A 14,063-nucleotide genomic window follows, 5' to 3' on the forward strand; every position below is an offset into this window, starting at 1 on the left:
AATATACACAAAAACACACAAGAATCAATAATATAATCTACAAATTAGACATAATTAAGTTTTATTTTCTAAATATTTAAATATTCATTGTTTTATAATCTTATAATATTGAATTTTGTTATATATAAATCAAACTTAAAACATCATGGCTTTTAAACCAGCAAATAGTATACAAGACTTACAATATTTTGGTGAATTTGGAGGTGTAAACCCTTCTATTTCTGATTCTTCGACCTATACATTCTTATCAGCAAAAACAATGTTTGATACTTTTGAAGGCAATGCAGATGGTTGCTATTTATATTCGCGTCATTCTTCGCCTTCAAATTTATACCTTGGAGAAGCTTTAGCAGCCATGGAAGGCACAGAGACGGCTAATGTTTCTGCATCTGGAATGGGAGCCATCACTCCTGTATTACTACAATTATGTGGTGCTGGAGATCATATTATTTCCAGTAGAACTATTTACGGTGGTACTTATGCGTTTTTGAAAAATTTCACACCACGATTTAATATAGACACTTCTTTCGTAGACATTACTAATTTAGAAATTGTCGAAAGTGCTATTACAGAAAACACAAAAGTACTGTATTGTGAATCTGTAAGTAATCCTCTTTTAGAAGTTGCCAACATTAAAGGATTAGCAGATATTGCCAGGAGACATCATTTAAAATTAGTGGTAGACAACACCTTTTCTCCGCTATCTATTTCTCCAGCCATGTTAGGTGCCGACGTAGTTATACATAGCTTAACAAAATTTATTAATGGATCTAGTGATACCGTTGGCGGTGTTGTTTGCGGTACTCAAGAATTTATAAATGATTTACGAAATGTGAATGATGGTGCATCGATGTTATTAGGTTCTACAATGGATAGTTTAAGAGCTTCATCTATTTTAAAGAACTTAAGAACATTGCACATTAGAATGCAACAGCATAGTCATAACGCCTCTTATTTGGCTAAAAGATTTGAAGCCGACGGCTTAAAAACTGTTTATCCCGGACTAGAATCTCATCCATCTCACGAATTATTTAAAACTATGATGAATGAAAAATATGGTTTTGGAGGCATGTTAACTATTGATGTAGGTTCTTTAGATAAAGCAAACGAGCTTATGGAAATGATGCAAGATAAAAATCTAGGCTATTTGGCTGTAAGTCTAGGGTTTTACAAAACGCTTTTTAGTGCGCCAGGAAGCTCTACATCATCTGAAATTCCAGAAGAAGAGCAAAAGGAAATGGGTTTAAGCGACGGGTTAATTCGTTTTTCCATAGGGTTAGATGCAGATATTGAACGCACTTACCAAACGATGCGTGAATGTATGGAAGCTCTTAATATTCTCGATTCAAAAGTAATAGAAACTGTTTAACCTAGGTTAAGCATTAGATCTTCGTTATGATGGTTAAAACTATAAAAAGTAGTGAAGTCCATAGTTTTAAGTCTTTTTAAGACGCCACCTACCCGTCCGGCTGGTGGAGGTTTTTAATGTATAACCTGAGTTAAATCCCTTTAATACGTGTCCATAAATCTGACATAATGGTTTCAAAACTCTCAAATTTAGGCTTAAAGGGCTTTATATTTAATCGGTCATTGTCTTTGTAAAGTGTTAAACTAAAAACGGATGAGTTTGGATTGTTTTTATCTAAAATAGGATATCTTAAATCATTGTATTGATATTCATTGTCTTTAACCTTATAAATACTATAATAATGATTACTAAACCATGCTAAGTTTTTAATATCATTGAATTCAGCAGGTTTTAAATCGCGTTGTTTAGACAATTTTTTAAAATTTAAAAACCTGTTTTTTTTATCTAGCAAAGAGTAGTTAGACACAAAATACAAAGAATCCGTTTCAATAATTCCGTACCATAATACATTATTAAATATAGCTGGTTGTGTACTATAGCGTTCAAAATTAATATTGTTTTCTGCCATAGATTTTTTAAATACAGCATCTATATAAAACTTGTTTCCTATAGTTAATAACATATAAACAGAACTAATTCCTAAACCTAGTTTTAACCAAAGCTTTCTTCTATTCGATTTTCTATTAAAAAACATTAAGACAATCATACAGATGAGGAACGGCAATGTATAAATAGGATCTGCCACCGCAATATTATTAAACGCAACACGGTAATTACTAAACGGTGTAAATAATTGCGTGCCATATGGTGTAAAACAATCTAAAACTGGATGTGTAAATAATGACCAAAAGAACAGTTTAATCCAATCATTTTGAGTCGTAGTATGCAAGCGTTTACCCGAATTATATAATTTATAAATACCCCATCCAAAAAGAAATGCTGCAAAAACTGAAAATAAAATAGAGTGCATAAAGCCTCTATGAAACAACATGGCATCAATTTCATTATTATACAGCAAACTACCAACGTAAACATCTAAATCTGGAATAGTACCACCAATAGCTCCAAATAGCAAAGCCTTATTACCAATTTTTTTTCCTAGAACTGCTTCACCACAAGCAGCTCCTAAAACGATTTGAGTTAATGAATCCATGTATGCAGATAAAAATACAATTTAAACCAAAATACACATCATATACTCTAAAATTTTAATTTCTTTTGCAAAGATTTATAATAATTTATTTTTTGAGTAGTCTTTATAATATGTTTTTGGATATTGGTTTTAAAGTTTAAAAGTTCTTTAAAATGCTTTTTTTTTACCTTTTTTTCATAATTAACTTCTAACATGTAAATATATTCTAGAGTTTTTAAACTTCTTGATAATTGCTGATTATACTTTTTAATTTTTAGATTTATATCCTTGATTTTAAGGCTTATATTTTTACTGGACATAATAGTTCGCTTCATCATTATTGATTCTAATTCATTTAATTTAAACCGAAGTGAGAGAGCTTACTAAATAAGTTAGACGGTAAAACTAACTCAAGAGGAGAGAAATTTAAACTGTAAATCAGGGGTGTTAAAACAATAGAATAATTACATCATTTTGATATAAATAAAAGATTTACAGCGTCTTATTTTTATGACACCACTCTTACAGAAAAGTCACATGATTTTTAACACATTAATCATAAATTTTATTAAACATTTAAAAATCGAAGCTAAGTAATTTGTTAAAAAATAATGATTATCGTAACATTACGTGATTAAAACTTAATAGATGCAAAACGAAAACAACCTTACCGAAATAAACATAGAGGATCAAAAAATTATTGATAATAAAGAATTAAGTATATGGGAAGCTTTAATTCCTGTTTTCTTTTTAATGGTATTATTAGCTTATAATATCTTTTTTGCAGACGGTGGCATGTTGGGAGATTATTCTAATCAATTTATTTTATTAATGTCTGGGGGTGTTGCGGCAATAGTTGGTTTTTTTAACAAAGTGTCTCTTAACATCATGTTGAAAGAGATTTGGGAGAACTTAAGAAGCGTTTTCGTTCCCATTATGATTTTATTCTTAGTAGGCGCTCTTGCCGGAACATGGTTAATTAGTGGAATTATCCCTGCCATGGTATACTATGGTTTACAAGTTTTAAATCCATCCATATTTTTACCGGCTTCTGTAATAATAGCAGCCATAATTTCTATTGCAACTGGAAGTTCCTGGACTACTTCTGCAACTGTTGGTATTGCACTGGTAGGAATTGGCAGTGCTTTAGGTATTCCTTCAGGAATGATTGCCGGTGCTGTTATTTCCGGAGCTTATTTTGGAGACAAAATGTCTCCCTTAAGTGATACTACAAACTTAGCTCCAGCTATGGCGGGAACAGATTTGTTTACTCATATTCGGTATATGACGATTACCACGGTGCCAACTATAATTATTACATTAATAGTTTTTTCTATTTTGAGTACAACTATTGATACTACTGGAAGTACAGACACTGCCTTTATATTAGAAACAATAAATAAAAACTTTAACACAACACCGCTATTGTTTATTGTCCCTTTAACTGTTGTTGTTCTAATATTACTCAAAACTAAACCTTTAATTGCATTAGCCTCTGGTGTCATATTAGCTGCCGTATTTGCATTAGTATTCCAGCCTGAAGTATTAAATAAATTATCTTCATCTAAAACAAAAACAATTGTTACTTCTGTTTTGACTGATACTCAAATCACTATTGATGATAATGAATACATCGCATCCTATACCGATAAAGAATTAGAGGCTATTAAATCGAATGAAGACTTAAAAAACTTATTTACTGACGATGATTTAGAAAAAATTTACACCAAAGAAGATTTAGCAAAAGTCTTCTCTTTTAAATCATTAGATCAAACCACATTGGCTAGTAAAGTTAGTAGTTTAGATAAGTTAATAACCTTAAAAAGATTAAAGAAACTACTTAATTCTGGAGGTATGAATGGTATGCTTTGGACGATTTATTTAGTATGTTGCGCCATGGTATTAGGAGGTATCATGGATGCCATTGGAGCCTTAGCTAGAATTACAAATGCCCTATTAGCATTTGCAACTACTGTATTTGGTTTATTTTCTAGCACAGTAATAAGCTGTTTAGGTTTAAACGCTGTTGCTTCAGATCAATATTTAGCCATCGTTATTCCAGGAAAAATGTTTAAGCAGGCCTTTGAAGATAAAGGATTGGCTCCAGAAAACCTTAGTAGAACTCTAGAGGACTCTGGAACAGTAACCTCCGTTTTAATTCCCTGGAATACCTGCGGAGCTTATCAATCTGGAGTACTAGGTGTAGGAGTTGGTGACTATTTTATGTATGCCATTTTCAACTGGCTTAGTCCTTTTACCACACTCTTATTTGCTGCTTTTTCTATTAAGATAAAACTACTAACAAAAAAATAAAAGGCTAACACTCTCATTTTCAAACATTATAGACAAATACTATTAGTCTATAGTTATTTAAAATTTTATTTCTATTTCATTTTCTCTTGTTATAAAGTATTTTTGCACACTTACAAATGAATTATTAATTATAAAATTTAAATACAAATGGCATTAGTAGGAAAACAATTTCCAGATTTAAATGTGGACGCAATGAACGACATGGGCGATACTTTTAAAGTAAACGTTCTTGAAGAAGCAAAAAACAACAACAAAAAAGTATTACTATTCTGGTATCCTAAAGATTTTACTTTTGTTTGTCCAACAGAATTACATGCCTTTCAAGCAGCATTAGCAGAATTCGAAAAACGTAACACGATTGTTATAGGAGCATCTTGCGATACTCCGGAAGTACATTTTGCATGGTTAAACACAGCAAAAGATAACGGTGGCATTGAAGGTGTTACTTACCCACTTCTAGCTGATTCTAACAGAAATTTAGCATCTACTTTAGGCATTTTAGATATCACTAACGAGCAATACAATGAAGAAACCGGTGTTGTAACCGTAGAAGGTGACAATGTAACTTACAGAGCAACTTACGTCATAGATGAAAACGGTATTGTACAACACGAAGGTGTAAACAATATGCCTATTGGTAGAAACGTAAATGAATTTTTACGCATTATAGACGCTTTAACACATGTACAAGAAAAAGGAGAAGTTTGTCCTGCAAACTGGGAAGAAGGTAAAGATGCCATGAATGCAAACAGAAATGCAACAGCTGAGTATTTAGCTGCTCACGTGAATTAAGAAATTTCAATAATCAAAATACCAAATTCCAATCGCTTCTGTTTGGAATTTGGTACTTGATATATTGAAGTGGTTTAAAATTTTTGATTGAGGTAAAAAATTTAAACCTCTTCATTTAAAATTCAAAAAAGTATTATGGTACAAGAATTAAATCAGGATAACTTAAGTGAATTGGTTGCCAATAACAAAACTGTTGTCGTGCAATATTCTGCAACTTGGTGCGGCAATTGTCGTATTATGAAACCAAAAGTTAAAAAATTAGCTTCCGAATTAGAAAATGTAACTTTTATTATCGCAGATGCGGAAAAGTTTCCAGAATCCAGACAATTAGCTACCGTTGATAACTTACCAACGTTTGCTACTTTTAAAGATGGAAAATTTGTAAATCAAACACAGACTAACAAATTTGACGTTTTAAAAGAACTTGTTGAAGAAGTAATTTAAAGCCTTATGATAGGCAAAATTTGATTGATTGTACCTGAATTAGAGATTTCCGCCTTTGCGGAAATGAAAAATCAATTTTTTATATGAAGTTACCAGTAATTAAACATCTTACACAATTTATTGAAGACAATGATGAAGATTACATTGTAGAAACTGTTGAAACATTAGAAGCTTTAACTGAAGTTTCTTCTCTTAAAGACGAAGAATTAGATGTTATTGGCGAGCTTATTTCTAATATGTATGGTGCTATTGAAGTGAATAAAATGATAAAAGAAGGCATACCACAAAAAGAAGCTTTAAATAGTTTTATGAAACGTGTCATGGGCTCGATTGATAAATAACTGAAAAAGAAAAATTACCAATAAAAAAACACTTCTAGCGAGGTGTTTTTTTTATTGACAGACTTTTAAAAGGTTCTATTTCCTTCATTAACAACTAATAAAGTGTACTTGTGATGAACTTGTTTCATTATAAAACGGCATTTTATCTTTACATTATCTGAAATAAACTAATCAAATATTCCCAGTAAATTTACAATCCAATTTTAATTTATTAGATTCGTTATATGTCAAATAAACCCAAGAGTTGATGTCGGCTAAACACTTACACCGTGTTTCCACAAGACGTTAAAGGAACCTTTTAAAATAGTCACAATATGAGAAACATTGAATTGAAAGAGGTTATTAAGATTAGTATTAAATACAGTCTATTTTTTGTCTTATTTACTAATTTCATTGAGAAAAGTTATTATCTCATATTTAATATTCAAAAATATGAAGATGTTGGGATTGGTCAATTTATTTTTAATCCAATATCTTACATGTTGGTTTTTATTATAACCCTACTTCTAGCCCATAAAAAATATATAAAAACAAATAAAAACGCATTTAATGGCATTCTCTTTATCACATTCTTTTTTATTGTTATTTCATATTTAGTAGCATATATTAATGATTTTATTTTTTACCCTATAAATGAATTAATCAATAATCCTGTAGAGCAAAAAAATACTGGTATCATGTCTTTATTTGATGCCATGGAAAACACGTTCTCAACATCAAGTTTTCTTCCAATATTTGATTTGTTTGTATTACCTTTTCAAAATATCAAGAATTCTATAATTACCCTTGATGGCTATGCCTTTATTTTAAGTGTTATTCGATCCAAAATACTGCTATCAACTATCATTATTTTTTATGAAAGTCTTTTTTATCTGTTCAATAAATTCAACAGGTCAGGTTATCAAGCATTAATTCCTATAAAAAACAATTTAATGTTATTGGAATTAACAAACAATCCAACATGGTGGATCATCCCTATTTACATTCCATTTGTTCGATTTATCCCGAAATACCTAATAAACTTAGATATATCAAAAAAAATTGACAAGCAAAATAGTTTTGTGATTGGAATGACTTTAATGCCTTGGTATTTTTATGGACTAATTAGTTTGAATAAAATAAATGCAGTACAGTAGATAACAAAAAATAAATATCATTAAAACGAGTCTTTTGAAAATAGACTTAATAAATTAACACAATACTATTTTAAAAGTCTTGCAATAATTTTAAATCCCTTTTCATCTGCATAATCTAAAGCTGTTTTACCTTCGTTATCTTTAATAATTTTATCAACGCCATGTTTCATTAATAATTCAATCATTTTGGTTTGATTGTACATGGATGCAAAAATTAAAGGCGTTACTCCACCACTGTTTTTAGCATTAATATCTGCCCCATTTTTAATCAATAAGGAAGCTAAAGTTGTATTTCCTTTAAAAGCTACGCCAATTAAAGCTGTATTTCCTGAGGCATCTTTAGTATCAACAGACGCATTATGTTCTATCAGCACTTTAACTATAGCTTCTTTATCAAAATAAGAAGCAAAAATTAAGGGTGTAAAACCTCTAGTGTCTTTAGCGCTTACTAAATTTGGATTTGACCTGAGTTGATCTTCAACCTGCTCTTTATTACCAGACTGAATCGTATTAAAAAAAACTTCTACATCGTTCATACTAACTAAATTTTAAAACAAAATTGAGACAAGCATCATAAAAACACTTACCCCAATTTAATTATTTAATACTCAAAATTATTTTAAATCAAAACGATCTAAATTCATAACCTTTGTCCAGGCTTTAATAAAATCATTTACAAACTTTTCCTGAGCATCATCTGCTCCATAAACCTCTGCAACTGCTCTTAACTCTGTATTTGAACCAAAAATTAAATCAGCACGGGTTCCCGTAAACTTCACAGACCCAGTTCGACGATCGCTTCCTTCAAATAACGTATCATCATTTGTGGTTGCTTTCCATGTATAAGTAAAATCCAGAATATTCGCAAAGAAATCATTGGTCAGATGACCTACACGATCCGTAAACACACCATGGTTAGAACCGTCATAATTAGCTCCTAACACACGTAAACCACCTACTAACACTGTCATTTCTGGAATAGAAAGTGTTAATAAGTTAGCACGATCCACCAATAAATTTTCTGCAGCTACTTTCAAATCTGATTTTATGTAATTTCTGAAACCATCTGCTTGTGGTTCTAAATGACCAAAAGACTCTACGTCTGTTTGTTCTTGAGAAGCATCTCCTCTACCTCCTATAAAAGATACTGTTACATCATGTCCTGCGTTTTTAGATGCTTGCTCTACCCCTGCAGATCCTCCTAAAACAATTAAGTCTGCTATCGAAACAGTGCCGTCAAATTCTTTCTGTATACCCTTATATACAGCAAGTACTTTTGCCAGTTCTACTGGATTATTTACTTCCCAATCTTTTTGAGGTGCTAAACGAATACGACCACCATTAGCTCCACCACGCATATCCGAACCTCTAAACGTAGATGCTGAAGCCCAAGCTGTAGATACTAATTGCGATATGGATAAACCAGAAGCAAGAATCATCTTTTTTAAAGATGAAACAGCATCATCATTCAATGTGTAATCAACCGCCGGTATAGGATCTTGCCATAACAATTCCTCATTAGGCACCTCAGGTCCCAAATAACGAGATACTGGTCCCATATCACGGTGTGTTAATTTATACCAGGCACGTGCAAAGGCATCTTCAAAAGCTTTATGATCTTTATGGAAACGCTTAGAAATTTCCAGATAAGTTGGATCTACTTTTAAGGCTATATCCGCATCGGTCATCATTAAAGCCTGTCGCTTTGATGCATCCCCTGCTGTAGGTGCCATTCTAGCTTGTGATTCTTTTGTCGGAGTCCATTGGCTAGCTCCTGCCGGACTTTTAGTTAACTCCCAATCGTAATTTAATAACACATCAAAGTAATCATGATCCCATTGTGTTGGATTTGGTGTCCAGGCACCTTCAAGACCACTAGTAACCGCATCATCTAAAACGCCTGTACCATATGTATTTTTCCATCCTGTGCTCATTTCTTCTATGGAAGCACCTGCAGGTTCTGCGCCTACATATTTATCAGGATCTGCAGCACCATGTGCTTTTCCAAAGGTATGACCTCCAGCAGTTAGAGCTACTGTTTCTTCATCATTCATGGCCATACGTCCAAAAGTTTCTTTAATAAGCTTAGCAGTGCCTAATGGGTCAGATGCGCCATTAGGCCCTTCAGGGTTTACATAAATCAACCCCATATGTGCTGCTCCTAAATGTCCTTCTAGATCTTCTCCATCTTCAAACCGTTCTTTATTTCCTAACCACTCTGTTTCTGATCCCCAATAAATATCTTGTTCCGGCTCCCAAATATCTTCACGACCACCAGCAAAACCAAATGTTTTAAAGCCCATAGATTCTAAAGCACAGTTACCGGCAAGAATCAATAAATCTGCCCAAGAAATCTTCTTTCCATATTTCTTTTTTACAGGCCATAGCAATAAACGCGCTTTATCTAAATTTCCATTATCAGGCCAACTATTTATTGGAGCAAAACGTTGGTTTCCGGTTGCAGCTCCACCACGTCCATCCCCAACACGATAAGTCCCGGCACTATGCCATGCCATACGAATCATAAATGGTCCGTAGTGCCCATAATCTGCAGGCCACCAATCTTGTGAGTCTGTCATTAAATCAATAACTTCTTGCTTTAAAGTTGGAAAATCAACACTTTTAAATGCTTCAGCATAATTAAAATCTTTTCCCATAGGGTTAGATTTTACTCCATTTTGACGGAGGATGTTTAATTTTAGTTCATTTGGCCACCAGTCCCGATTTCTTGTACCACTACCAGCAGTTTCTTTTTTAGCCCCGCCCATAAATGGGCATTTGTTTATGTCACCACCATTTGTATCCATTTATATTTGATTTATTAGTTATTGAAATGATTTAAGCTTTTTATAATTGGCTGCAAAATGTCCTTTCATCCCTACATTTTGTCTTTTTATTGTCCCATAGCAATGCTATGCAACTCAAAAAAGCCTTCATTTGTGAATGAAATCACTATTTTTCGCTTCAATCAAAAAAGTCCAAATCACTTCATTTAATTCATTTACACAAACTTAATTTTTAAGTAAGAAAAATTAGTGTTTTATTTATATTTATAAGCTATAAATCCATAATTAAAATTTATTGAAAATTATTTTTTAATAGTTTTATATAATAGTTTTGATTGTTTTTTAATAATTTCAAAAATTAGTATTTCTAAACAATTTTATATGCTTACTTTTAAAGTTTAATAAAAACACATAGACAATGGCAACAGTAACCTTAAAAGGAAATTCAATAGAAACATCTGGAAACTTACCACAAGTAGGAAGTTTAGCTCCAGATTTCACATTAACAGCAACCGATTTATCAACTAAAACTTTAAACGATTTTAAAGGGCAAAAATTAGTTTTAAATATTTTTCCCAGTATAGACACAGGCACTTGTGCGCAATCTGTTAGACAATTTAATAAAGAAGCCAGTCAATTAGAAAATACTAAAGTTTTATGTATCTCTCACGATTTACCTTTTGCACATGCTCGTTTTTGTGGTGCTGAAGGTTTAGATAACGTCATTAGTTTATCCGATTATAAAGATGGTAGTTTTGGAAAAACTTACGGGTTGAATTTCATTACAGGGCCATTAGAAGCTCTACATTCTAGAAGCGTTATCATAGTAGATGAAAACGGTACCGTAAAATACACCGAACAAGTTTCAGAAACCGTTGACGAACCAAATTATAAAGCAGCTCTTGAAGCTTTATAAAAACTATTAAAACCACGGTTCTATACATGACAAAAAAAGACTCCTTTGTAGTAAATCGATTTAAAAGTATTGGTTATGCTTTTAAAGGAGCTTTACTACTTTTAAAAACAGAAGCTAGTATTAAAATTCAGTTTGCAATTGCTGTGATACTTACTTTTGCTGGGTTTTATTATGAAATTTCGGTAACCGAATGGCTTATTCAACTATTATGTATAGGTGTTGTAATGAGTATTGAAGGCGTCAATACAGCCATAGAAGCCATAGCCGATTTTATTCATCCGGAACATCATAATAAGATTGGTTTAATAAAAGATATAGCCGCTGGCGCTGTATTTATAGCTTCCATTTTTGCCATTATCGTCGGTTTTATTATTTATATCCCAAAGATTTTTTAAAATACTATTACTTTAGAATAAACGTTAGTAATTTGTATTTTTGTTTAAACTAACAACGCATTAATGGCGAAAAGAAAAACTAAGACCAAAAAACCACCTAAACAAAAAATTAAAAAGCCAAGTTTTAAGCTATCGAGTCAACAAAAGTTGGTTTTTGGTAGTTTACTTGTTATATGTGGTGTTTGGTTGTGCATAGCCTTAGTTTCTTATTTCTTTACCGGAGAAGCAGATCAAAGTGTCATAAACACATTTCCTTCCAGAACTTCAGAAACTCAAAATTGGGTAAGTCAATTTGGTGCTTGGATTGGTGAGTTTTTTATTCAACGTGGTTTTGGCATTGCTTCATTTATATATTCTGGATTAATCTTTTTATCAGGGATCTATGTTTTAATGAACCTGAATAAAACCAAATTAAGAAAGCATTGGTTTTGGGGGATTTTAATAGCTGTATGGTTATCCGTTCTTTTTGGATTTTTCGGGAGTAAAACCGATATCCTTGGCGGAACTATTGGTTTTGAAATTAACGCATTCCTACAAGATTATATTGGCAAAATAGGAACATCTCTACTCCTTTTATTAGGACTAATCACTTATTTAGCTATTCGTTTTAGAGTCACTTTTGAAAGTTTTACTAATATTTTTAAGTCAGCAAAAAAGGACATTAAAAATGAGATTTCTGATCTAAAAGATGATTTAGTTATTCCTTTAGATAATAATTTGTCAGAAGAGGCCGAAGCTATTAAATCTGCTTATGAAATTCCTTTACAAAAGAATGAACCTCCAGTAAAAAAGGAAACTAAGCCTGCCCCGCTTGAAGTTAAAATTGCTCCAGAAGAAACCGAAGAAGAATTAGATCTTGAAATGAAAGTTGAAAAAGTTGCTGAAGAACTTTCTGAAACAAATAACTTAGCAAATAAATTAGTTGAAGATTTTGGACAATTTGACCCTACGCTAGAGTTGGCAAAATATCAATTCCCACCTCTAGACCTTCTAAAAAAATATGATTCTGAGGGCATTACCATAAATCAGGAAGAATTAGAAGAGAATAAGAATAAAATTGTTGAAACTTTAAATAACTACAAGATTGGTATAGCTAGTATTAAAGCGACTATTGGTCCAACAGTTACTTTATATGAAATAGTTCCCGAAGCCGGTGTACGTATTTCAAAAATTAAAAATTTAGAGGACGATATTGCTTTATCATTATCTGCCCTTGGCATTCGTATTATTGCTCCTATTCCCGGAAAAGGCACTATTGGTATAGAAGTTCCAAATAAAAACGCCACCATCGTCTCCATGCGTTCGGTCATTGCATCTAAAAAGTTTCAAACTTCAGAAATGCAACTCCCTATAGCTTTAGGAAAAACGATTAGTAATGAAACCTTTGTAGTCGATCTTGCCAAAATGCCTCACTTGCTAATGGCAGGTGCTACCGGGCAAGGTAAATCGGTAGGTTTAAATGCGGTTTTAACATCGTTACTATATAAAAAACATCCGGCAGAAGTTAAATTTATTTTAGTAGATCCTAAAAAAGTAGAACTAACGCTTTTCAATAAAATTGAACGCCATTATTTAGCTAAATTACCAGATAGTGAGGAAGCTATCATCACAGACAACACGAAGGTTATCAATACATTAAATTCTTTATGTATTGAAATGGATAATCGTTACGAGCTGCTAAAAAATGCCATGTGTAGAAACATTGCAGAATACAACACAAAATTTAAGGGGCGTAAATTAAACCCTAATGATGGGCACCAGTTCTTACCATACATTGTTTTAGTGGTAGACGAGTTTGCAGATTTAATTATGACAGCTGGAAAAGAGGTCGAAACACCCATAGCACGTTTAGCGCAATTAGCCAGAGCCATTGGAATACATTTAATCATAGCAACACAACGCCCATCCGTTAACGTTATTACGGGTATAATAAAAGCAAACTTCCCTGCCCGTATAGCATTTAGAGTGACATCCAAAATTGATTCAAGAACTATTCTGGATGGTTCAGGTGCCGATCAATTAATTGGTCGTGGTGATATGCTATTTACACAAGGTAATGATGTTATTCGTGTACAATGTGCTTTTGTGGATACACCAGAAGTTGAAAAAATAACGGATTATATAGGCTCTCAAAAAGCATATCCGGACGCTTACCTTTTACCAGAATATGTTGGCGAAGAAAGTGGCACAGGTATTGATATAGACATATCAGATAGAGACAAACTGTTTAAAGATGCTGCTATTGTTATTGTAACAGCACAACAGGGTTCTGCTTCATTATTGCAACGAAAATTAAAATTAGGCTATAATAGAGCGGGAAGATTAATAGATCAATTAGAAGCAGCAGGAATCGTAGGTCCTTTTGAAGGCAGCAAAGCAAGACAAGTCTTAATTACTGACCTTATAGCTTTAGATCAACATTTAGAAAACGAGATATAA

General features: G+C 32.4%; 12 protein-coding genes. 9 read left to right on the forward strand and 3 right to left on the reverse strand.

The features are described from left to right. Positions 1-145: 145 nt before the first annotated feature. Positions 146-1,369, forward strand: a complete 1,224-nt coding sequence (locus Q4Q47_RS18365; protein WP_303308101.1) for an aminotransferase class I/II-fold pyridoxal phosphate-dependent enzyme — start codon at positions 146-148, stop codon at positions 1,367-1,369. A 130-nt stretch (positions 1,370-1,499) separates the two neighbouring features. On the opposite strand, the gene Q4Q47_RS18370 is transcribed toward Q4Q47_RS18365, so the two are convergent. After that, positions 1,500-2,522, reverse strand: coding sequence for a metal-dependent hydrolase (locus Q4Q47_RS18370; RefSeq protein ID WP_303308102.1), 1,023 nt, complete (start codon positions 2,520-2,522; stop codon positions 1,500-1,502). A gap of 627 nt (positions 2,523-3,149) precedes the next feature. Between Q4Q47_RS18370 and Q4Q47_RS18375 the strand changes: the two genes are divergently transcribed. The 5 genes from Q4Q47_RS18375 (at position 3,150) to Q4Q47_RS18395 (ending at position 7,527) form a co-directional block, all read left to right on the forward strand. Continuing rightward, positions 3,150-4,814, forward strand: a complete 1,665-nt coding sequence (locus Q4Q47_RS18375; RefSeq protein ID WP_303308103.1) for a Na+/H+ antiporter NhaC family protein — start codon at positions 3,150-3,152, stop codon at positions 4,812-4,814. 147 nt (positions 4,815-4,961) lie between these two features. Next, a complete protein-coding gene (locus Q4Q47_RS18380) occupies positions 4,962-5,606 on the forward strand; it encodes a peroxiredoxin (protein ID WP_303308104.1) in 645 nt (214 codons plus the stop codon). Between the two features lie 135 nt (positions 5,607-5,741). After that, on the forward strand, positions 5,742-6,050 hold the full coding sequence (locus Q4Q47_RS18385; RefSeq protein ID WP_303308105.1) for a thioredoxin family protein: 309 nt from the start codon (positions 5,742-5,744) through the stop codon (positions 6,048-6,050). 83 nt (positions 6,051-6,133) lie between these two features. Continuing rightward, the gene (locus tag Q4Q47_RS18390) at positions 6,134-6,391 is read left to right on the forward strand and encodes a DUF6952 family protein (protein WP_303308106.1); all 258 of its coding nucleotides are present in this window, start codon (positions 6,134-6,136) and stop codon (positions 6,389-6,391) included. Positions 6,392-6,705: 314 nt separating this feature from the next. Then, positions 6,706-7,527: a DUF5684 domain-containing protein gene (locus tag Q4Q47_RS18395; RefSeq protein WP_303308107.1), complete on the forward strand. Its 822-nt coding sequence runs from the start codon at positions 6,706-6,708 to the stop codon at positions 7,525-7,527. A 65-nt stretch (positions 7,528-7,592) separates the two neighbouring features. Here Q4Q47_RS18395 and Q4Q47_RS18400 read toward each other — a convergent pair whose 3' ends face one another. Then, the gene (locus tag Q4Q47_RS18400) at positions 7,593-8,063 is read right to left on the reverse strand and encodes an ankyrin repeat domain-containing protein (protein ID WP_303308108.1); all 471 of its coding nucleotides are present in this window, start codon (positions 8,061-8,063) and stop codon (positions 7,593-7,595) included. 78 nt (positions 8,064-8,141) lie between these two features. Then, the gene (katG, locus tag Q4Q47_RS18405) at positions 8,142-10,334 is read right to left on the reverse strand and encodes a catalase/peroxidase HPI (protein ID WP_303308109.1); all 2,193 of its coding nucleotides are present in this window, start codon (positions 10,332-10,334) and stop codon (positions 8,142-8,144) included. 397 nt (positions 10,335-10,731) lie between these two features. Between katG and tpx the strand changes: the two genes are divergently transcribed. The 3 genes from tpx (at position 10,732) to Q4Q47_RS18420 (ending at position 14,063) form a co-directional block, all read left to right on the forward strand. Continuing rightward, a complete protein-coding gene (tpx, locus tag Q4Q47_RS18410) occupies positions 10,732-11,229 on the forward strand; it encodes a thiol peroxidase (RefSeq protein WP_303308110.1) in 498 nt (165 codons plus the stop codon). 26 nt (positions 11,230-11,255) lie between these two features. Further along, positions 11,256-11,624: a diacylglycerol kinase gene (locus tag Q4Q47_RS18415; RefSeq protein ID WP_303308111.1), complete on the forward strand. Its 369-nt coding sequence runs from the start codon at positions 11,256-11,258 to the stop codon at positions 11,622-11,624. A gap of 63 nt (positions 11,625-11,687) precedes the next feature. Beyond that, entirely contained in the window at positions 11,688-14,063 is a 2,376-nt protein-coding gene (locus tag Q4Q47_RS18420; protein WP_303308112.1) for an FtsK/SpoIIIE family DNA translocase, read from the forward strand.

Source organism: Flavivirga spongiicola (genome assembly GCF_030540825.1).
GTDB lineage: Bacteria > Bacteroidota > Bacteroidia > Flavobacteriales > Flavobacteriaceae > Flavivirga > Flavivirga spongiicola.